This is a genomic window from Rubritalea sp. (assembly GCF_051252225.1).
Taxonomy (GTDB): Bacteria; Verrucomicrobiota; Verrucomicrobiia; order Verrucomicrobiales; family Akkermansiaceae; genus Rubritalea.
In genome coordinates, this window is the sequence record NZ_JBPOGE010000002.1 from 39,984 (window position 1) to 60,091 (window position 20,108).

General features: G+C 47.1%; 13 protein-coding genes. 6 read left to right on the forward strand and 7 right to left on the reverse strand.

Going from position 1 to position 20,108, the window contains the following annotated elements:
* The first annotated feature begins 79 nt into the window (after positions 1 to 79).
* Both ACSHX2_RS02615 and ACSHX2_RS02620 read left to right on the forward strand, forming a co-directional pair.
* Complete coding sequence (locus ACSHX2_RS02615) at positions 80 to 1,285, forward strand: DUF1552 domain-containing protein (protein WP_435690288.1); 1,206 nt, start codon at positions 80 to 82, stop codon at positions 1,283 to 1,285.
* A 7-nt stretch (positions 1,286 to 1,292) separates the two neighbouring features.
* Positions 1,293 to 3,602 carry a DUF1592 domain-containing protein gene (locus ACSHX2_RS02620; protein WP_435690290.1) on the forward strand — a complete coding sequence of 770 codons (2,310 nt, stop codon included), beginning with the start codon at positions 1,293 to 1,295 and terminating at the stop codon, positions 3,600 to 3,602.
* A gap of 36 nt (positions 3,603 to 3,638) precedes the next feature.
* Here ACSHX2_RS02620 and ACSHX2_RS02625 read toward each other — a convergent pair whose 3' ends face one another.
* From ACSHX2_RS02625 to ACSHX2_RS02640, 4 genes are all read right to left on the reverse strand, one after another.
* Entirely contained in the window at positions 3,639 to 4,946 is a 1,308-nt protein-coding gene (locus ACSHX2_RS02625; protein ID WP_435690292.1) for a hypothetical protein, read from the reverse strand.
* 212 nt (positions 4,947 to 5,158) lie between these two features.
* Positions 5,159 to 6,616: a sulfatase family protein gene (locus tag ACSHX2_RS02630; RefSeq protein ID WP_435690294.1), complete on the reverse strand. Its 1,458-nt coding sequence runs from the start codon at positions 6,614 to 6,616 to the stop codon at positions 5,159 to 5,161.
* Positions 6,617 to 6,641: 25 nt separating this feature from the next.
* Positions 6,642 to 8,123: a sulfatase gene (locus ACSHX2_RS02635; protein ID WP_435690295.1), complete on the reverse strand. Its 1,482-nt coding sequence runs from the start codon at positions 8,121 to 8,123 to the stop codon at positions 6,642 to 6,644.
* A gap of 138 nt (positions 8,124 to 8,261) precedes the next feature.
* The gene (locus tag ACSHX2_RS02640; RefSeq protein WP_435690297.1) at positions 8,262 to 9,665 is read right to left on the reverse strand and encodes a sulfatase family protein; all 1,404 of its coding nucleotides are present in this window, start codon (positions 9,663 to 9,665) and stop codon (positions 8,262 to 8,264) included.
* Between the two features lie 319 nt (positions 9,666 to 9,984).
* Here ACSHX2_RS02640 and ACSHX2_RS02645 point away from each other — a divergent pair, with 319 nt between their 5' ends.
* Positions 9,985 to 12,222 carry a right-handed parallel beta-helix repeat-containing protein gene (locus ACSHX2_RS02645; RefSeq protein ID WP_435690299.1) on the forward strand — a complete coding sequence of 746 codons (2,238 nt, stop codon included), beginning with the start codon at positions 9,985 to 9,987 and terminating at the stop codon, positions 12,220 to 12,222.
* A gap of 52 nt (positions 12,223 to 12,274) precedes the next feature.
* On the forward strand, positions 12,275 to 13,540 hold the full coding sequence (locus ACSHX2_RS02650) for a right-handed parallel beta-helix repeat-containing protein (protein ID WP_435690301.1): 1,266 nt from the start codon (positions 12,275 to 12,277) through the stop codon (positions 13,538 to 13,540).
* 17 nt (positions 13,541 to 13,557) lie between these two features.
* Here the strand turns inward: ACSHX2_RS02650 and ACSHX2_RS02655 are convergent, their stop codons facing one another.
* Positions 13,558 to 13,794 (reverse strand): FG-GAP repeat domain-containing protein, encoded by a 237-nt coding sequence (locus tag ACSHX2_RS02655; protein ID WP_435690303.1) that lies wholly within the window; start codon positions 13,792 to 13,794, stop codon positions 13,558 to 13,560.
* Positions 13,795 to 13,803: 9 nt separating this feature from the next.
* Between ACSHX2_RS02655 and ACSHX2_RS02660 the strand changes: the two genes are divergently transcribed.
* Positions 13,804 to 13,926: a hypothetical protein gene (locus ACSHX2_RS02660; protein ID WP_435690304.1), complete on the forward strand. Its 123-nt coding sequence runs from the start codon at positions 13,804 to 13,806 to the stop codon at positions 13,924 to 13,926.
* Positions 13,927 to 13,941: 15 nt separating this feature from the next.
* Here ACSHX2_RS02660 and ACSHX2_RS02665 read toward each other — a convergent pair whose 3' ends face one another.
* Positions 13,942 to 14,598 carry a response regulator gene (locus ACSHX2_RS02665; protein WP_435690306.1) on the reverse strand — a complete coding sequence of 219 codons (657 nt, stop codon included), beginning with the start codon at positions 14,596 to 14,598 and terminating at the stop codon, positions 13,942 to 13,944.
* Between the two features lie 15 nt (positions 14,599 to 14,613).
* The gene (locus tag ACSHX2_RS02670) at positions 14,614 to 16,563 is read right to left on the reverse strand and encodes a sensor histidine kinase (RefSeq protein ID WP_435690308.1); all 1,950 of its coding nucleotides are present in this window, start codon (positions 16,561 to 16,563) and stop codon (positions 14,614 to 14,616) included.
* A gap of 221 nt (positions 16,564 to 16,784) precedes the next feature.
* On the opposite strand from ACSHX2_RS02670, the gene ACSHX2_RS02675 reads away from it, so the two are divergent.
* The gene (locus ACSHX2_RS02675) at positions 16,785 to 20,108 is read left to right on the forward strand and encodes a DUF7133 domain-containing protein (RefSeq protein WP_435690310.1); all 3,324 of its coding nucleotides are present in this window, start codon (positions 16,785 to 16,787) and stop codon (positions 20,106 to 20,108) included.

Genomic DNA, 20,108 nt, shown 5'->3' on the forward strand with positions numbered 1-20,108 from the left:
TCACCTAAAACCCCACCCTATGAGTTTAACTAGACGCCATTTTCTAAAAGGAGCAGGAGTAAGCATCGGCTTACCTTTTTTGCACTCTTTACCCTCATTTGGGCAGGCAAAATGGAGTCTTCCTAGTTCTAGCAAGAGAATGGTGTTCATAAATACTGGCTTAGGAATGTATCCTGGCCAATTCTTCCCTAAAGACTTTGGATTAAATTTCACCGCCAGCCCTGTACTTAAGTCGATGATGAAGCATCAGGGGAAATACACCGTTTTCTCAAACATGGATCATCCCAATGTGTTTTCCGGACACGGGGGGCTGGCTTCTTTCCTCAATGGTTCTGGCCGTGGTGACAGGACTCTCACCACCGTGGATCAAGTCGCCGCCAGCGCTGTAGGCTATGATACACGTTACCCATCCATCCATTGCTCTCTCGGCGGAAAAGGCTCCCCGTCCTACAGTTTATCAGGCACGAAAGTCCGCGAGACTGGTAGCAGCCAGGAGCTCTTTAAGCAGCTCTTTGTGAATGATTCCGAAGCTGCTAAAAATGCCTTAAAGGTAGAGATCGAGCAACAAGGCAGTATTCTTGATCTCATTAAGGACCAAGCAAAGTCTATTGAGAGCAAGGTGAATCACGTAGATAAAGCGAAACTCGATGAGTACCTTACTGCTATCCGAGACGCCGAAATCCAACTCCAAGGCCAAGAACGCTGGAGATCCGTGGCTAAGCCAAACATGAAAATGCCCGAGCTCGAAGCTACAGACAGACATGGTGATCCAGAAGGCCTGTTCGGTGAAAGCTCACTTCTCTTCGATTTATTCCACCTAGCTATCCAAACGAACTCCAGCCGTGTGTTCACCGTTGCTTACGGTATGCATAATAAAAGAATCGACCTCGATGGAGTAACTCTAGGCTACCACACATTATCCCATCACGGGAAGAGACCTGATAAGCTAAAAGAGCTCGAAATTATCGAGTCATTTTATGTCAACCAGATGGCTAGATTCATGGAAAAGCTCCAAGACACCCAAGGCGAACAGGGCAACCTTCTTGACGACACCATGATTCTCTTTGGCAGCGCGCTCAGTGATGCAGCAAGACACTCTAACAGAAACCTCCCAATCATCGCAGCAGGTGGAGGCTTTAAGCATAGAGGCCACTATGATGCTCAACAATTTAATAAAGCTTCGACTCCTCTGAACAATTTGTACACCTCCATGCTGCAAAACTTTGGACTCGAAGTGGAAAAATACAATACCGCGACTGGGGACCTCAACCACATCTTAAGTTAAGCCACACATGATGAGAATTTTCCCTATTCTAGGACTAATACTCGCTTTTGCGTCTCAGCTTATGGGACAAGGCGAGTACAAGCCCATCGTCCCCTTCCTGCAGAAATACTGTGTCGAATGCCATGGCTCCGATAAGCAAAAGGGAGATGTACGTCTCGACGACGTGGCCGACATAGGTGCAGACCTTTGGATCGAGATCTATGAGCAAATGGAATTCGGAGACATGCCACCAGAAGAGGCTGACATTCACCCGACAAAAGAACACACTGCTGAAATCCTCAAACTCGTTGATGCGATCTCGCGTGACGAACGCTTTACCATAGCGACAGGCTTTCGCCGTATGAATAAGCGTGAGTATACAAATACGGTCAGAGACTTACTAGGACTCTCAGATAAACTCTTCAATCCGGGCACTTACATTTTCGACGATGAAGTAGAAAAAGGTTTCGATACAAATAGTGAGAGCCTCTATATCTCCAACGAACTGCTGTTAGAATATCTCAACTCGGCGTCCTTCAGCCTCAATGCGGCCTTGTATACCGAGGACTATACTAAGCCGGAAAGTAATACCGACAGTTACGGCCCTAAAAATATTGAAGTGACAGCGTACCTCGATGGAAAAACTCCTGATTATGTCATCAGCCGTGTCAAGAAAGGCATGGTTTTTGGTAAAGACATTGCCAATAAGGTAAAGACATCCGGATACTACCGAATCGCGGCAACAGCTGCAGGGGTTGACCGATCTCAGGGCGAATACGGAGGTGCACCCGCAGATGGCCGCCCCTTCCAGATGGGAATAGGAGTTTTCTACAATGGCGTCTCTCACATCTATCATGAGTTTGACATCAAAGATCAAAAGTTGATGAACTATGAAGGTGTCGTTTGGTTAGAAAAGGGAGCTCTACCTTACGTTCAGTTCATTAACGGTACGAAAAAGCCAAGAAATATCAACCGAATGAGAGTGCGCCGAAATCTGAAACCCATCACCCCTCCAGGCTTGGCTGTTGGTAAATTCACCATGGAAGGCCCACTCAAACTGGAATGGCCACCTCGAACCTACAAAACCGCATTCCAGGTCAATGAAATGCCCGACCTAGAGTTAAGGGGGATGCGAGATCAGATTTTACGTAACTTCATTTCCAGAGCGTTCAGGCGCCAAGTGAATAATGAAGAAAGAATTCGCTACACCAGATATTTAGAAGACCAATACAGTGAGAGCAACAGCTGGCATCAGGCGTTTATCCGAACATTTGCGGCTATCATGGCCTCCACTGATTTCCTTTATATTAAAGAAGATGTCGGAGAGTTGAATCCGTTCCAGCTAGCTAACCGGCTTTCCTATCTACTCTGGAGTAGCATGCCGGATATGGAGCTCTTCAAGCTGGCAAACTCAGGTGAATTACTCGACCCTGAAGTCTATAAAGATCAGCTGCGCCGCATGCTTAAAGACCCAAAATCCAGAAACTTTGTCGAAGGCTTCGCTCTTCAATGGTTATCCATCGATGAACTCGGGACTATGCGACCAGCAGAAGACGACAAACAACATGCGATCTACTTCCGAAATAATTTAGAACAAGCGATGAGATCTGAGACCCTATCCTTCTTTGAGCATATTCTCTTCACAAACCAGCCGATCACTGACTTTCTAGACTCGGACTACACGTTCCTCAACAAAGCTCTCGCGGATTTATACGAGATTCCATTTGATGGAGGCAATGAGCTAGTGATGGTAAACTTACCCAGAGACTCGGTCAGAGGTGGGCTACTTGGTCAAGCGAGCATCCACGCTATTACCTCTAACGGAGTAGAGACTCTACCGGTAACTCGCGGTCATTGGGTGCTTGATGAATTAATGGGAACACCGCCGCCACCGCCACCAGAAGAGGTGCCCGCGATTGTTCCAGACCTAAACAATGTGAACACTCCAAGAGATCTATTAGTGAAACACCGCGAAGATCCTAAATGCTTCGCCTGTCACAAGAACATGGACCCTCCCGGTTTGGCTCTAGAGAGCTTTGATATCATTGGTCGCTATAGGGATAGCTACGGTAAAAACTCAACAATTGATCCATCTGGAGTCTTTCTTGGAACCAAGTTTGATGACATTCGAGGCTTCAAGAAAGCACTTCTAAAAGACAAAGACATTTTCGCCTACAACTTCATCGTTAAAATCGCCGAGTATGGAAAGGGCCGGAAGCTCAACCGTAAAGACCATGAAATAGTCAAAGAGCTGGCGGCCAATGCCAAAGCACATAATTACAAATTCATGTATCTCCTAGGAGATGTTCTCCTCAGCGATTTGATGAAAAATCGATAGGAGCAGTGGGGCTCGGCATCTCCTGAGCCTTCTTAACTAAGGCTTCATCTTTCGGTTCTCTTTCAGCAAGAACTCAGTGAAAGCTGCATTCAGTTCCTCCATAGAATCGTAACCTAAGATTGCAGGCAATTCCGACTCCGCTGGAAGTTTATTATGCGCATGCATGTATTCTGTAAGCCTACATACGCCAAACATATGCTCGAGGTCGTGCTCCATAAATCGGCCAGCTCCCGCGACTAGCAGACCAAAGTTTTGATACTCCTCTTTTGTCGTCGGCGGGATGTTTTCTGGAGCGTTATAGAAGATACTGAAGTCCGCAGTGACATCTCCTGACTTCACTTTATCTGCGAGCTCTGATGTCCACTTCTTCGAATCACCAAACCTTCCAGTGATAAGTGCAGTAGAGTTTTCTAATGCTGAGCCAAACGTTTTAGTACTCCGCCCAAATGTTCTAATGTCGTTATTCATTTGCAGCGCGGTGGTCAAAGAGAAAGCAATCGAGTTCTCACGATCATCCTTGATATGCTTAGCGCCGGAACCAGGAACACGTGCGTGGATACGCATCCTATGCGGCCAATCAATCCACCATTTTTGGTTATAAAAGCCAATCACCTGCGACTCTCTATCACTCTTCTTTGAGTCAGGAAATTGAATGTCTGCACGCGGACTTGTATTAAACTTCTTTTGGTATTCTTCAGGGAGCTGCCAAGGCTTATGCCCACGAAGGATCGACCAATCCGCTTCGATTTGCAGGATTTCACGTTCCTCCAACTTACCATTTTCCCGTAAATCATCTACATAGGCTGTACCCAGATCATCATACACCCCCCCATCCTCCATGAAGAGATAGGCTTTGCGCTGACCTGACACGAGTTCGTTCTGTCTGGGATGCCTATAAGAGTGGCTGAAGTGTATCCTTTCAAGAGCTTCAACAAACTCTTCCACCTTCAGCCCTTTTTCGTACAGCACTACGTATCGAGGCGTCAAATATCCATCCAAGACGACCTCGTATCCATCACCCTTAAGTTCAATCCTATCGATTTCCTCAAAATCTCTCGCTCTGATCGAAACATCTTCCTCGACACTAAGGATATCCCCGCCTTCTAGATCCGCCAAGGGGATGTCATGCTCTTCATGAAGGTAGAAACGATCGGCCACCCCCATGTCCTTCACAGAAAATCGAGCCTGTTTCCCAGCTTCATTGGTCAGACTTAGGTTTCCATTGCTAAAACTTTCATACTTAGCCTTGAAAAATGTGCCATCGTCAGTGGTCCAAAATCTAAGCTCCGATGCGGAGACTGCAGAAATGCTTAGGGCTATAAAAACTAGAATTTTTTTATACATGCTTCCTATGCGATTAAATGAAATCACCGAAAATGGTAACCCCCTATTATTAGGGGTAGCATGCTAGTCATGAGGATGAAACGTCAAGCTGGGCAGCTCCAAACTATCTCCTGTTCCAGAAATCATAGCTAGGTCGCCCCCTTGATTACGCATAAAAAATGCCCCATTCCAGACAATCGCTGAAATGGGGCATCGGTATAAATAAACTCTAGTTACCAGATCTTGACCTTCTTAGCATCATTCTTCTGAGCTTCGCCTGGCGTGCTACGCCCTTGCTGCACTTCCTGCTCGAGCATAGCGAGTAACTGCTCAACTACCTCTGGTTTCTCAGTGTAGAGGTTTTTAGTTTCGCCATCGTCGCTTTCCATATCGTAAAGCTGACCTTTGGGAGCTGCAGCCCATTCTTCTTGAGTGATCCCCTTATCGAGACCTCCGGAACCTTTCGCTAGAATCAACTTCCACTTACCAGAGCGGTACGCGAACTTCCCTGTAAAGGAATGATGAACTATGCCTGCACGCTCGGTCTCAATTTTCTCGCCCTTGAGTGCTGGCAGGAAACTCACACTGTCTTCACCTTCAGTATCCTTTAGATTACGGCCTGTGATCTCGCTACAAGTCGCCATGAAGTCATTTAAGCAAATAATCTCGTCTGAGGAACTGCCAGCTTTCACTACTGCTGGCCAACGCACGATGTGTGGCACGCGGTGCCCACCGTCCCATAGTTCCATTTTATGCCCTCTATACTGGGCATTTGGGTAATGCCCCTTACTGATAAGATCTGGGATATCTGCCTTATTCGAACAGCCATTATCACTGGAGACAATGACCAGCGTATTCTCAGCACTACCACTTTCATTAACAGCCTCGATTATTTCACCAATGATCGCATCAGTCTGCATCATGAAGTCACCGTAGTCACCAAGTCCACTCTTCCCCTGCCATTCCGCTGAAGGAACAATCGGCGTGTGTGGTGAAGTGAGTGGCACATAGAGGAAATACGGTTTCTCTCCATCTTTTTGTGACTGAATGTACTCGACTGACTTCTCCGCTAGTTCATCGAGCACCTCGACAGCTTCGAAGCTTGGCTCCGCAGGCCCTGGGCGGTGAAATGCTTTTTTAGCCGTGGCTTCACCCACAAACTTGTTGTTGTGAATGTAAATGTAGGGAGGGAAATCCAAAGAAGCTGAAATGCCATACCAGTAATCAAAACCAAGATCGACCGGCCCTTTAGTGACTTCACCCGTCCAATCAAAACTCTTCCCTTTTTTAGGAAGACCTAATCCAAGATGCCATTTACCCACCATCGCGGTGGTGTATCCAGCATCTTGCAGCACCTTTGCAACAGTGGTTCGAGAAGTCGGTATAAGTGGTCCCGAGGTCCCATTTAAAACACCGCGCTGCTTTGTCGTGCGCCAATTATAGCGCCCTGTAAGCAGGCCATAACGAGTAGGTGTGCACACAGAAGAACAGGTATGCGCATCTGTGAAGATCATCCCCTCTTTCGCTAGCTTATCCATCGCAGGAGTCGCGATCTTGCCATTCTCAGGATTGAGCGCTTTCACATCTCCGTAGCCCATATCATCAGCTAAAATGTAGACGATATTGGGAAGTTTTTCTTCTGCACCGGCAAAGGAAGAGAGGGCGAAAACTAAGGATAGAATTTTTTTCATAACTATTTGGTAATACGGAAAATGATTACTTCTTATCGAAGTAGGCTGGTCTCCAGGCTTCTTTACCACCCTTTGACTCGAGGAACTTTGCATCCATAGATTCGTACCAAGTATGGAGCTGTGCTCTCATTTCGGCCACCTTCTCTGGGTACAGCTTGGACAGGTCATTGAGCTCTCCAATGTCATCCTTGAGATTGTAAAGTGCCACACTTCCATCTTCGTAATTTTCGAGAAGCTTGAAGTCGCCCATTCTGATCGCTCCACCAGGAATTCCACCTTGGTTACTGTAATGTGGGTAATGCCAGTAAATCGCATCACGCTCGAGCTCTCCACCTGCAAGAAGAGGTTTCAGATCCACTCCATCTACTTCTGGCTCCACTTTATAACCAGCCGCTGTGGCTATCGTTGGATAAAGATCGATTCCTGAGATAGGTACATCTGACACGCTACCAGCTGTAGTCACAGAGGGATAACGGATAATCCAAGGCTCACGAATCCCGCCATCGAACATCCAGCCTTTACCACCATTGAGAGGCTTATTACTGGTAGGAAGACCTTCAGAAGTCGAGAGACCACCGTTGTCAGAAGTAAAAACAATGATCGTATTATCCCAGAGTCCTTCAGCTTTGATCGTATCGATCACGGAACCAATCGCTATGTCCATCGCTTCGACCATCGCCGCATATGTGAAATGGGTTTGTTTGGTACGAATCTGTGATTTCTTGCCACTCGCCCCCATTACCTGAGCTAAGTCATCTTCCTTCGATGGCTTGATCCCGAGCGTCTTCGCTTTCTCTTTATATTTACCGATGAGATCCTTTCGACCCATCAATGGCGTATGGACTGAGTAAAATGAAAGATAGGCAAGAAATGGCGTATCCTTATTCTCGATGATAAATTGAGAAGTTTCTTTGCCCAAACGCGCGGGAAGATGCTCACCAGCTGGACCCTCTTCTTTAATTTCAGGATTATTATAAGGAGCAAAGTACTTCTTACCGGTGTAGGGACCACCTCTATCGTGACCTCCTATATTCACATCAAATCCCTGCTTCTGTGGTCGAAAATCTGGGCCGTAGCCGAGGTGCCACTTCCCAGCAAAAAAAGTCGCGTACCCCTCAGACTTAAGAGCCTCAGCTAGAGTCGTTTCCTCTAATGGAAGTTCTGCAAGAAATGGTGCTGGATTGTAAGTCCCGCTCTTCCCTTTACTTTTTTTATTCCCAGGGAAAAGGTGCGTTGTTCCGATACGAGTTGGGTATTTGCCAGTAAGCATACTCACGCGTGATGGGGAACATACCGGGCAGCTTGCATACCCATCCGTAAATAACATCCCGCTTTTTGCTAACGCATCGATATTCGGAGTCTCGTAAAAACAGTTAGGATTATTGGCTCCGATGTCCATGTAGCCGAGGTCATCGACTAAAAACACGACAACATTAGGTTTCTCTGCAGCACTTATCGGCATAAGTGACACGCCGACAAAAGAAAGGATCGTAAATAGTTTTTTCATAGCGGTTTGAATTAGACCCTTTTATTGGTCTAATAGTAAAATTTGTGGATTCTCTACACCCACTATTGCTTGCGGATTCTTCGCAACATTTTGCTTTTCCGCAATACCCATATTAGAATCCACTCTTGGCCAGAAGACTTAGTTCTTGAGAGTGAGCTCTTTCGGATTTTCTACACGACCAGCTGGGCGAACTTCTTTGGCCATCTCAGTATCAAATTGCGAAACAGCCTCTTTAAGCCTTTGAACGATCTCTGGGTGCTGCGCCGCTAGATTCTTTTTCTCCGAGATATCTTCAGCAAGGTTGTACAGAGCTACCTTGCCATCGACTTCACGTAGCTTCCAAGATTTCCAACGCACCGCCTCGGTAGTCCCCCAGTAATTATAAAAGAAATATTCATGTTGGCTTTCTGCTCCATCCACCAGCACCGGCATCATGTCTTTGCCGTCAATCGTCTTATCTTCCGGCAGCTTGGCACCCATCAGCTTGGCAAAGGTCGGTAATACATCCATCGCTGTCATTAAGGTGTCATTGTCACTTCCCGCTTTAATTCCTTTCGGCCAGCGAATCACGGTCGGCACCCTCATCCCGCCTTCAAGCGTTTTGGTCTTTTTGCCACTCAAAGGTCTTGCCGACCCAGAAGCGGGGCCATTGTCACTAGTGAAGAGAACAATCGTGTTCTCATCGATCCCCTGTTCCTTTAAGGCATTAAGAATCTCACCCACCGACCAATCAATCTCATGAATAGCTGTCGGATAGATCTTCGATGACTTTTTCTTATTCTCAGGCTTTTTCAGTTCTTCTGCGTACTGTTTTGAGATCTCAGGAGATGCGACAACTGGGCCGTGCGGCAATGGGTGAGCCACGTACATGAAGAAGTTTTCATCCTTATGTTCCTTAATGAAACCTACTGCACGCTCAGTGATTCGACGCGTCAAGTAACGTGGATCCGGGCTCAACTCGATCACTTCTTCACCCTCTAACACCGGTAATGGAGGGAAGTTGAACGCCTTATTATTTTTATGCTTCGGAGTGATGTCGTGGCTATAGGGTATGCCAAAAAATTCCTCGAAGCCCTGTCGTGTTGGTAAAAATTCAGGCTGATCCCCTAAGTGCCATTTCCCAAACATCCCAGTCTTGTAACCAGCCGACTGTGCAGCTTCAGCGATGGTAAATTCATCCGGATTGAGACCTTGCCCATCACCTGCCAGACACACTGGAAATCTCGTTCCAGCGGGAATGTGCGATAACTTCACTTCGAGACTTGATGCCGGGGCCATGTCGACGCGTTGAGGATAGCAACCCGTCATCAAGGCCGCTCTAGATGGAGTACAGACAGGAGCAGCCACATAAAAACTTGTGAGCCTCGCACCCTCTTTTGCCATTTGGTCAATATTTGGCGTTAGCAATTGCTTCCCACCAAAACATCCGAGGTCAGCATAGCCTTGATCATCGGTAAAAATCACCACTACGTTTGGCTTCTCGGCAGCGAAAATATGGGAACACAGCCCAGCCGCTAAAATTATTTTTACGATCGTTTTCATTTTATCATCTAGAAGTGAAGCCTACAGAACCCACAAATCGATGAGCTGAGAGACAATTGTTCATAACACATACAGAGTGCATCTACGCAGAATGACACCTAAATACGCAAATTATTACTCGATCTATCACTAAAGAGCAGATCAGGATTGAAAAACTCAAAAGAAACGACAAATAGTGACTGTTCACTGATAGGAACATCGCTCACTATCGGTAGCTACACATTACATTTAACCATGACTTTGCGAAGAGAGTCTTAGATCTATCGCATGAGAAATATTGGTTATCTCAATCATTCAACACCACTCAAAATCAATACCCATGAAATGGACATTTAGCATTTTCGCATCTCTGCTCATCGTAGCAGCTGTGTACTTCCTTACTCAGGATCAGATGACATATGAGCAGCTAGCTACTAAGATCTCTGAAGTGGTCAATCCACCAGAAGTCAAAAAAGAAACTGAAGCTCCAGCCAAAGCACAGGAAGTCATTGCAGAAGCTGATTTCTACATTGCTCCCGATGGTGATGACAAAAACACTGGGACGTTTACAGCTCCATTTGCAAGCCTTCAACGAGCAAAAGACGCCGTAAGAGAGCTAAAGAAAACAAATTCAGGAAACATCCGGGTTCTCCTTAGAGGCGGTCGCTACGAATTTTCCGAGACCCTAGTATTTAGCTTAGACGACTCAGGCTCAGCAGACGGAACGATCACTTATGCCGCCTATCCTGGTGAAACTCCCATTTTGAGTGCTGGAAATGAAATCACCAACTTGCAACTCGCCCAAACAGAAATCGAAGGACTCCCAACACAAGCTCAAGGCAATGTGCTCGTCGCTGATGTTACAGCAGACTTTCGAACACTTTATGACGCTGAAGGCATTCTCCCTAGAGCGAGCTCTAAAGGCTTCATCACCCGTGAAGGCGGTGGCCGCAACAAAATACTCATCCCAAAGGATGCTCTGAAAAATTGGTCTAACGTAGAAGGTCTAGAAGTAATGGTTAGACCACATCACGCATGGATCAGAAACGTCCTACCTGTAACTAAGCTTGATTATAAAAAGGCTACGATCGAAACATCGATTGACGCATCCTACGTTACCAACCCACTGCATTTCCTCAAGGACACACCGAACTGCTGGGTCGAAAACTCCATCGAAGAACTCGATGAGCCAGGTGAATGGGTGCTCAACCCTACTGAAGGAAAACTCTATCTCTGGCCTAGAAATGACACGAATGTCTACCACCCACAGCTCAACGAAATCATTCGCGTCGAAGGCGACATCGATTTCAAGGGGCCTGAAGACACCCCAGTCACAAACCTTACCTTTGACGGTCTAACGTTCATGCACGGCGAGCGCTATACCCTCACTAAAGACGATGCAGGCCTTCAACACGACTGGGACATGCTAGACAAAGACAATGCTCTCGTTCGTTTCCGAGGAACCGAACAATGTGCTATTAAGAACTCGCATTTCCTCCACAGCGGCAGCGGTGCTATCCGAGTCGACCTCCACGGCATGCTCAACGAAATCTCAGGAAACCACATTGAGCACCTCGGTGGTGGCGGCATCCTTCTCTGCGGCTATGGCCCAGGCACCAAAGATGTGAACCGAAAGAACTTCGTTTCCAACAACCACATCCACCATGTCGGAGAAATCTACTGGCATTCGCCAGGCCTCTTCATTTGGCAAAGTGGAGAGAATCAGATCTCAAACAATTTCATTCACCACACCAACTACACCGGCCTTATCCTGTCAGGCTGCATGATTGATTTCTTCCAAAAAAGAGGACGCGAACTCGGCAGAACACTACGCCTGCATGAAATAGGTAACACCAAGCAAATCAAAACAGATGAAGACGCCATCCCGTTTTGGCACTCACATGACAACATCATTGAGTACAACGAGATCAGCCATTCCATGCAGAAACTCGGCGATGGAAATGCGATCTACATCCGTGGTGCGGGCCCGAACAATATCATCAGACGCAACTACGTGCACCACCTAGTTACCCCAATGATCATGCAGTGCGCTATCCGCACAGACGGTGGTCAGCGCGGCACGATCATTAACGAAAACATCATCTACAAATGTACGTCTCAGGGCATGATGCTCAAACTCGATACAACATTTGAAAATAACATCATTGCAGATGTCATCTACCCACCCCGCGGCTACTACCTCTCACTGCGTGAGGGACCACTCACTGGTGCTAGTATTAAGCACAACATCTTCTATTCCACTAGCTCTGTAGACGACTTCATCAATGAGCTCGATGGAAAAAGAGCTGGAGGCACCGAGGATCGTCGCGGTAGAGCTGTGGCGCGAGTACAAGATGCAGATACAGGAGCAAACCTCTTTTACTCAGCAGCCACTCCAGAGTTAGCGCAGGCTGCAGTCGCAGAGCTGGAATCCCTAGGAACAGGAAAAGGAAGTATCGCAGCAGACCCAATGTTTGTAGATCCAGCCAATGGAAACTTCCAACTCCAGCCTGATTCTCCAGCGCTTAAAATGGGCTTCAAGCCTATCGACCAATCAAAAATAGGTCTCTTAAAGTAGTCCTCCCATTTCAGAGCCTCGTTGACTCGAGTGATGCAAATTGCTAAATGCCATGACCATGGTTATCCGCAAACTCTGCATCACTCTTAGTCTTCTACTCCTCTACGCCGGTACTTTATCAGCGAAGCAAACAACGCTGCGGCTCGAAGAAACGACCACACTCGATGGCTCGAAAATCAAGCATCGACCTGGTGATGTTTTCAAAATCAAGGATGGCAAGTACTCGTCACTGACCATCAAGAACTTCCAAGGATCAGCAGACGCCCCGATCACCTTCATCAACTCAGGTGGCATTGCTGAGTTTGATAGTCGTGAAAAAGGCAACTCAGCCCTCACTATTTCCGGCTGTAAACACATCCGACTCACAGGCTCTGGCGACACACAAAACCGCTACGGCATCCGAGCCGCTTGTGGAAAGAAAGGACCCCATGCGGTAAATGTCATAGGTCGCAGTAGCTCGATCGAAATCGACCATATCGAAGTCTTCGGTGCAGGTTTTGCAGGATTCAACGTCAAAGACGAACCGAGTATGCAGCACAAGACCACTCGTGACCAATTCACCATGCGTAACATCGCACTACACGATAACTACGTGCACGATGTGAAAGGCGAAGGATTCTACATCGGCCATACTTTTTACGATGGCTACGATCCTAAGAAAACTGGCAAGCCTACCATGCCTCACCTCATCGAAGGGCTTCGCCTCTATAACAACATTTGTAAAGACACAGGATGCGAAGGTATCCAAGTAGGAAGTGCATCCGAAGACTGTGAAATCTATAACAATACCATCCTTAATTCAGGCGTCAGCCCCTTTGCTGAATACCAAGACAATGGCATGCAAATCGGAGCCGGCACTCAGGCGAAGGTCTACGACAACCTCATCGACACCTGCCCATCAAATGGATTTGTCGTTTTTGGATATGGTAAGGTGAATATAGAAAACAACCTCGTCAGAAACCCGGGTAAATCCGGCATGTATATTAATACGAAAGGTGGCGACCACTACCTCATTCAGAACAACACCTTTGATAGCCCCAATGACGATGGCGTGCTCATCGGCAACTGGAAGAAGCCTCCAGCCACCATGGAGTTACTCAATAACCTCTTTATTCTCAAAAACTCCAAATCCAACGCCATCGTCAATCAGAACACGAAGGCGAAGTTAACGGACAAAAAAAATCGTACGCTCAGTCAGTCGAGCAAGTCTCAACCCCGAGGTGTCGGCGCAGACTTAAAGTTCACGAAGATCGATGACTTCGAACACGTAAGTTTCACGACAAAAGCCCCCACACCCTTTAAAGAGCCTGAACATTAGATCATTCCAACATAGTCTCACTTCAAGAGATTCTCATACCACACGACATTGTTTGAGGCTCTCCCTGCATTGAGCAAGTCTAAGTCCCCATCACCATCCATATCGACGGAGCGTAAGTCGTAGCTTTGCTGCGACTCATCAATCGTGTGGATGGAAAAGTTCCCTTTCCCATCATTTTCATACCAGCGAACCCACTCGCTTCCAAAACCACAACTAGCTACATCTAGGTCCCCATCTTGATCAAAGTCCGCCACGGTTAAACTGTGAGGATCCTCGATCTACTCATCAATTTCTCAAACCTCCACTACACCATCGCTCAGAAGTTTGGCATTGCAGAAAATGACTTCAATAACACCAACAGCAGAACAATCGTGGAGCTTGGCTAAAGACAGCTGGTTCGATCACTCTAACAAGCCACTCTTGTAAGCTTTAGATATAGCCGCCGGCGCATTCTCGACCTGGAGCTTTTCATAGATATGACGAATATGAGATGCGACTGTCGAAAAGCCGATCCCGAGTTCCTTCGCTATTTCTTTCTTCACTAGTCCATCGCCTAACAAAATAAGAATTTCCATTTCTCGTTCAGAGAGTGGCTTCTCTATAGGCAGCGCGGAAGGTTTTGATTGCAGCGCCATCGTTATATAACGAGCCACATCACCATCTAACAGGTGGTTCCCACTTATCACACTGCGCACCCCCTCCATCAGCTGAACTACCCTAGATTTTTTAAGCAAGTATCCAGATGCCCCTAAGTTTATAGCTTTGAGCACATCAGCTTCACGGTCTGACTGAGTAAGCATAATGATTTTTACTTGAGGACAATACTTCTGTATCCAAGGAATCGCCTCCAACCCACTCATTCCGGGCAAGTTTAAATCTAACAAAATTAAATCCGGGACCGCTCCAGCTGCGAGCCCTTGTAGAGTTCTTAGAGCCACCTCAGCAGTGCCGAATGTCTTGACCAACTCAATGTCACTTTCTCGCTGCATAGCCAAACCAACCACCTCTCGGTACTCTGGGCTATCTTCGACTAACATCACTTTGATTAGATCCTTCATATTCCTTTTTGATAGTTATTTTCCGTTGCGTAGCTTCAAGCAAATAGCCGTGCCACCTTCGGCAGAGCTCTCCACATTAAGCTTCGCTTTCAAAAGCCGTGCCCGTCTTCTCAGTGACTTTGGCACTCCACTAGATTGCTCGATCCCCTTACCATTATCTTCAATACGCAAGCACACTTCTCGAGGAGTGGCGACAAGCCGAGTCTTAAGTTGTGTCGCATTCGAGTGGCGACAAGTATTCACCAAACATTCCTTGTAAAAGAGAAATAAATCCACACTCGTTCGGGGCTTCAGGCGTGACAAATATTCTTCCCCTTCAACTAAGAAATCGTGCTCAAGCTGCGTGAGGATCCTCTCAGAGGTGCGCCGCATGTCTGTTTTAAGCTCAGAGAACAACTCGCTAGACTCATTCAGAGTCGTCACATATTGCACAGCGTGACCGGAGCGTTCTGTCATAGTACGAATACGTTCCAAATACCCCGACATTTCCTCAGGAGATTCTTTAGACGCATCTGCTAGATCACTCAACATGCCGATAGTGTGGAGGTTCGCACCGAGTTCATCGTGAAGGTCAGCCGCAAATCGTTCCTTAAATGCCGCAAGCTCTCTCAGATGACGATAGCGCACGATCATAAAAGTAAAAGCAATCCCTACAGCAAGAGCTACAGCCACCCAGATAGCTGATAGAAGATAGGTTTTCTGGCGCTCATAGCGTAGCGTAAGCTCGGCTGAAATCACCGGCTGAATAGCCTCCAAATCATGGCGCCTAGCAAGCTGCTCTAACCACACTCTCGTAGGCAGAATTTCACCGTAGTAATTCAGACCGTCCGTCATAAGCTCCACAGCTTGCTCCCAATACCTTAAGTTTTCACTCGCCACCACTTCAGCTCCGAAAGACACAGTCCCTCCCCTAGAGAGAACCTCAATTTCCGAGAAAGCGATAGCTCTCGTTTCCCCCATAAAGCTAGCTACAGGTTGACTCTCTACAATCGTCAGTTTGATGTAACGGCAGACTTTTTCATCAAAGCGCCGCATGATCACTGGACCTGTGTTGAACGGACTACGCTGGTCGTACTTACAGAGAAAAACTTCATCAGAAAACTCAGCATCTTTCGCCCCTGAAATACGTACATAGCTTGGCATACTGTACGTACCTAGTGTTTTCATGGGGATCGATAGGGAGGTGTGGGCGGCATGTAAATTAATCTGATTTATAGGATACTCCTTACCCAAATCTAACGTCAGAGTAGGCAAAGGCGGAATCTCTGCAATCGACATCACTCGTGTCTTACTCAGACTTCCACCTGCTGCATCCATAAGATATGGCGTGAACCCGTCCGTTAGGGAACTCACTTGCTCCCTTTTTGAGCTAAATTGCGCGAGCACCTTTTTCTGGAGGGCCACATTTTCTGCACCACTGAAGACAAAGATTTCAGACAACTGGAAGACATGTTTTTCTTTTGAAATCAGCAAAGACATCTCAGTCACTTCAATCCTCACCCATGATGCAGTTCGGGGAGAAAATGAGACCACCAAAGGAGCAATGCGTGGCAGCAATTGATCTTCCACTGAATACGATGCCACCTCCTGACTTTCATCCTCAGTCCCCACTATGACGCGAAACGCAATTGGGAATCCCTCTGAACGAACTCCCACCTGAGTATCGCGCCACAAAGAGGGCACTAGAACTACCTGGTCAATCACCTCTTCGGTCTCAAGATCTACCTCCAGTAAAAGCTTTCGATGAGCACTCGCATAGCTAGATGAGCGATACCCCACCGACCCCACGCTCCCGCGTAAAGTGTAGTTAGCCAGCTCGCCAAGCTCCGTCTGTATACTAACAGCCTCAACTTCAAGCTCAGGCAGAGACATCATCTCCACAGCCTTTCTCTCCTCATCTTGGCTTGAGTAGCCCACGCAGCTCCCGAGTAAACAAACGATGAATATGAAGGGTGCGAGGTTCATTAAAAGGTTGGTAAGTTTGGGCTGCTGAGAGCGCATCATCCTATAGATGAAATATCTCTCTATGGATTAAAGTACTATCCCCCAAACGATGGATAGGCAATTCTCTACTCCTTTGTCATTTTAGGAACCATCAAGCAAAGACTCAAAGATCTGTAGAAGGCTCCTCATCCCACAACCAGTACTTCGGCTCGATCTTTCGCAAAACCTGTCACCATTCATCTATGAAACTATTTAACATCGCACTCGTTGCCACGCTTCTCTGCTCCCACTCAGTATGGGCAGCGAAAGCTTCTCCTAAAGGCAAAAAAGCACCTATCTCCTCTCAGAACTCAAAGGACACCCTCCCTAATGTCCAGATTGCCAATGATGGCATGACTGTCATGTACGGCAACACCCTCATCGAGAGACTCCAGGAAGAAGGTACCTTTGAAGCACTGATGCAGGCATCCAGTGAAGGACAAAAAATCCAGTTTCGCTCACTGGCCTACATGGGTGATCAAGTGGACTTCCGTATCCGCGCATCCCGCTTCGGCACCCATTTAGACTACCTTGTGAAGCAATGGCCAGCAGATCGCGTGATCATGGCATTTGGAGGAAACGAGGCATTTGACGGTGTAGAAGGGATCAAAGACTTTGAAGCTCAAGTCACTTCCTACATCGAGCTCATCAAGAAACGCCACCCGAAGAGCGAGTACATACTCGTCTCACCCATCGCGGCAGAACAAGTGAGCAGTCTCATGCTCCCAGATCTAACAGAGCGCAATGCTCAGCTTGAAAAATACTCCTCGATCATGAGATCCGTTGCGGAAAGTCAGGGAGTCACCTTCGTTGACCTCTACCAACCAACAAAACAGCTTTTCCAAGGAACTGACAAAAAGTACACCTATGATGGATTAGCTTTAAATCCTCTCGGCGCACGTGAAATCGGTAAAATACTAGCCTCCCAATTAGCCGAAAACCCTAATAGTTTAAAAGAGGTCGAAACCCAAAAAGGCTTCGACTCACTCAAAAAACTCGTTTCACGTAAAGCGCGAGAAGTCGCTCAAGCCTACCACCCACAAAATGGTATCAGCTACTATGGTGTCCGTGCTCGCAGCTACGAATACCTTCCAGAAATACCTCACTACCTGAAGCTTGCGAATACTCTCGACCAATCCATCTGGCAGCAAGCTGCCGACCTCACTCAAGCTCAGCCGATCCCTGAACTCGAAGTCTTGCATATTGATGTGCCCAGCAAGAAACCTAAAAGAGGTTTGGGTACGATCAAACCATCAGAAGAAGACTTGAAAGACTTCACTCTTGCCAATGGCTTTGAAGTAAATTGCTACGCTTCCAGCGAAGACCACCCAGAACTTATCAACCCACTCCAAATCAATTTCGATGCACAAGGGAGACTCTGGGTCACCTGCTTCGCATCCTACCCACACCCACTTCCAGGTGAACTTCCAAAAGGGAAAATTCTCATCTTTGAAGACACCGACTCTGACGGAAAAGCCGATAAGAAAACCGTCTTTGCCGACGGACTAGACCTTCCAGACGGATTCACTTTCTATAAAAAAGGCATCATCGCGTCTGTATCACGTAAACTCATCTACCTTGAAGACACCTCTGGTGACAATAAAGCTGACTACATGGAAGAAATCGTCCGTGGTCTAGATAACACAGATACCCACCACGGTGGATACCTTACCAGAACTCCACAAGGTGACCTTCTCATTTCAGAAGCTCTGTTCCACCGTGGTCAGTTTGAGACACCTCGCGGAGTCTTCCACACCATCGACACAGCTGTCGTTTCCTATGATCTAGACACTCGCCAGATGACCACTGAGCGACTCAGCGCCGATCCGAACCCATGGAAAATCACTTTCAATAAATGGGGCGAATCCATGCACTACTTCGGTGGCGGCCAGCTCCAAGATGCCGATATTTATAACATCTGGGTTCCGATGGGCAGCACTGCTCCAACTAAACTTGGTATGCCTTTCCGTTACGACAAAGGCTGTGGAGCTCAGTTCGTTGAAAGCCCGAACTTCCCAAAAGATTGGCAAAACGGAATACTTACCACCCACCTATTGAACACCAATGAAGTGAATTTCACACCTGTAAAACTGGAGAATGGCACTTATAAAGCTGCCGATAAAAAGACGACTCTGATCAAGTCCAATAACAAAGTATTCCGCCCGACTGATCTCACTTTCGGTCTCGATGGAGCGCTTTATATCTCTGACTTTTACTACCCTATCATTGGTCACGCACAACACTCTATTCGCGACAAAAACCGCGATTTCGCCAATGGCCGCATCTGGAGAGTCACCCACAAAACATCGCCACTCGTAAAGCTGGTGAAGATTCACGGTGAATCACCTAAGACACTCATTAGCTTACTTGCTCACCCTCTACTTAAGGTAAGACAATCTGCACGCGTGGAGCTAGAAAATCATTCTGACACTGTAGTTCTCCAAGCCATTGCTGAGAACCAGGCTGCAATCGATAGTAATGAAGATCTCGCCCTCGAGGTACTCTGGACTTACGAGCGCATGAAGTATTTCGAAGACACCTCACTCATCACACGCCTTACTGCCAGCAAAGATCTCAACATTGCTCGCGCAGCCACGCGCTCTCTGCGCTGGTGGAATGATGCTCTAGGAGAAGAGGCGATCACGATTGCAAACAAACTAGCAGCTTCTGATGATGACCGTATCAAAATAGCCCTAGTGAGTGTCGGCTCTCACTTACAAGGTTCCGATGACCAATGGACTACTCTCATTAACTCCATTCAAGCTGATTCTAAAAAGCCACTCGGCATTGTAAAAACAATGGCTGGCTGGAAAGACCGTCCAGGCTTAGCGCCTGAGTTTCCCTTGCTCGATATTTCCAATGAGTCCTACATTTCAAAGGATCAATGGATGGGCGACCAATTGAACCAATCTGGCACACTCTACTTTATGAGTAATGTCGATGGAGAAATGATACTCGGTCACAGCAACAACCCAGGCCTAAACCTAACAGCAAATGATACGCCATTAGTCATAGCCTCTGGCAGCCCACACACCACGTCCTCGCAAAACTCCTTTGCTGTCAAAAAAGGCTTCAACAAGGTCGAGTACAGCATCTCTAAGGGTGCTAGATCTAGCACAGATGTCACCGCCTACCTTTGTGATAAATCCGGCAACAAACCAGCTACTGTCACTTACCCAAGTAATGCAGCGGAGCAACAAAAGTGGGCGAAGGAATTTGATAAGCAACAAAGTGCCAACTGGGAAGAGTTCGCTACCACCACCTTCCAAGCAAACTGCGCCAACTGTCATGCCCTCGACTCCAAAGCTGTAGGTCCAGCACTCCGAGGCCTCTTAGGAAAGAAGCAAACAGTGATTCTAGCAGACGGCTCAAAGAAGGATGTCACTATTGATCATGACTACCTCATCACTGCGATCAAGAAACCAATGTCGATGTACCCTGAAGGCTTTGTTCCTGCAATGCCTCCAATGCAACTCTCGGATAAGGAAGTCGAGATGCTCGTTAAATGGCTCAAGTCACTCAAATAA

Bases quoted from the DNA above. Each gene is read 5' to 3' on its own strand.
- ACSHX2_RS02620 (WP_435690290.1), top strand. From the start codon at position 1,293: ATGATGAGAATTTTCCCTATTCTAGGACTAATACTCGCTTTTGCGTCT.
- ACSHX2_RS02625 (WP_435690292.1), bottom strand. From the start codon at position 4,946: ATGTATAAAAAAATTCTAGTTTTTATAGCCCTAAGCATTTCTGCAGTC.
- ACSHX2_RS02630 (WP_435690294.1), bottom strand. From the start codon at position 6,616: ATGAAAAAAATTCTATCCTTAGTTTTCGCCCTCTCTTCCTTTGCCGGT.
- ACSHX2_RS02635 (WP_435690295.1), bottom strand. From the start codon at position 8,123: ATGAAAAAACTATTTACGATCCTTTCTTTTGTCGGCGTGTCACTTATG.
- ACSHX2_RS02640 (WP_435690297.1), bottom strand. From the start codon at position 9,665: ATGAAAACGATCGTAAAAATAATTTTAGCGGCTGGGCTGTGTTCCCAT.
- ACSHX2_RS02645 (WP_435690299.1), top strand. From the start codon at position 9,985: ATGAAATGGACATTTAGCATTTTCGCATCTCTGCTCATCGTAGCAGCT.
- ACSHX2_RS02650 (WP_435690301.1), top strand. From the start codon at position 12,275: ATGACCATGGTTATCCGCAAACTCTGCATCACTCTTAGTCTTCTACTC.
- ACSHX2_RS02665 (WP_435690306.1), bottom strand. From the start codon at position 14,598: ATGAAGGATCTAATCAAAGTGATGTTAGTCGAAGATAGCCCAGAGTAC.
- ACSHX2_RS02670 (WP_435690308.1), bottom strand. From the start codon at position 16,563: ATGAACCTCGCACCCTTCATATTCATCGTTTGTTTACTCGGGAGCTGC.
- ACSHX2_RS02675 (WP_435690310.1), top strand. From the start codon at position 16,785: ATGAAACTATTTAACATCGCACTCGTTGCCACGCTTCTCTGCTCCCAC.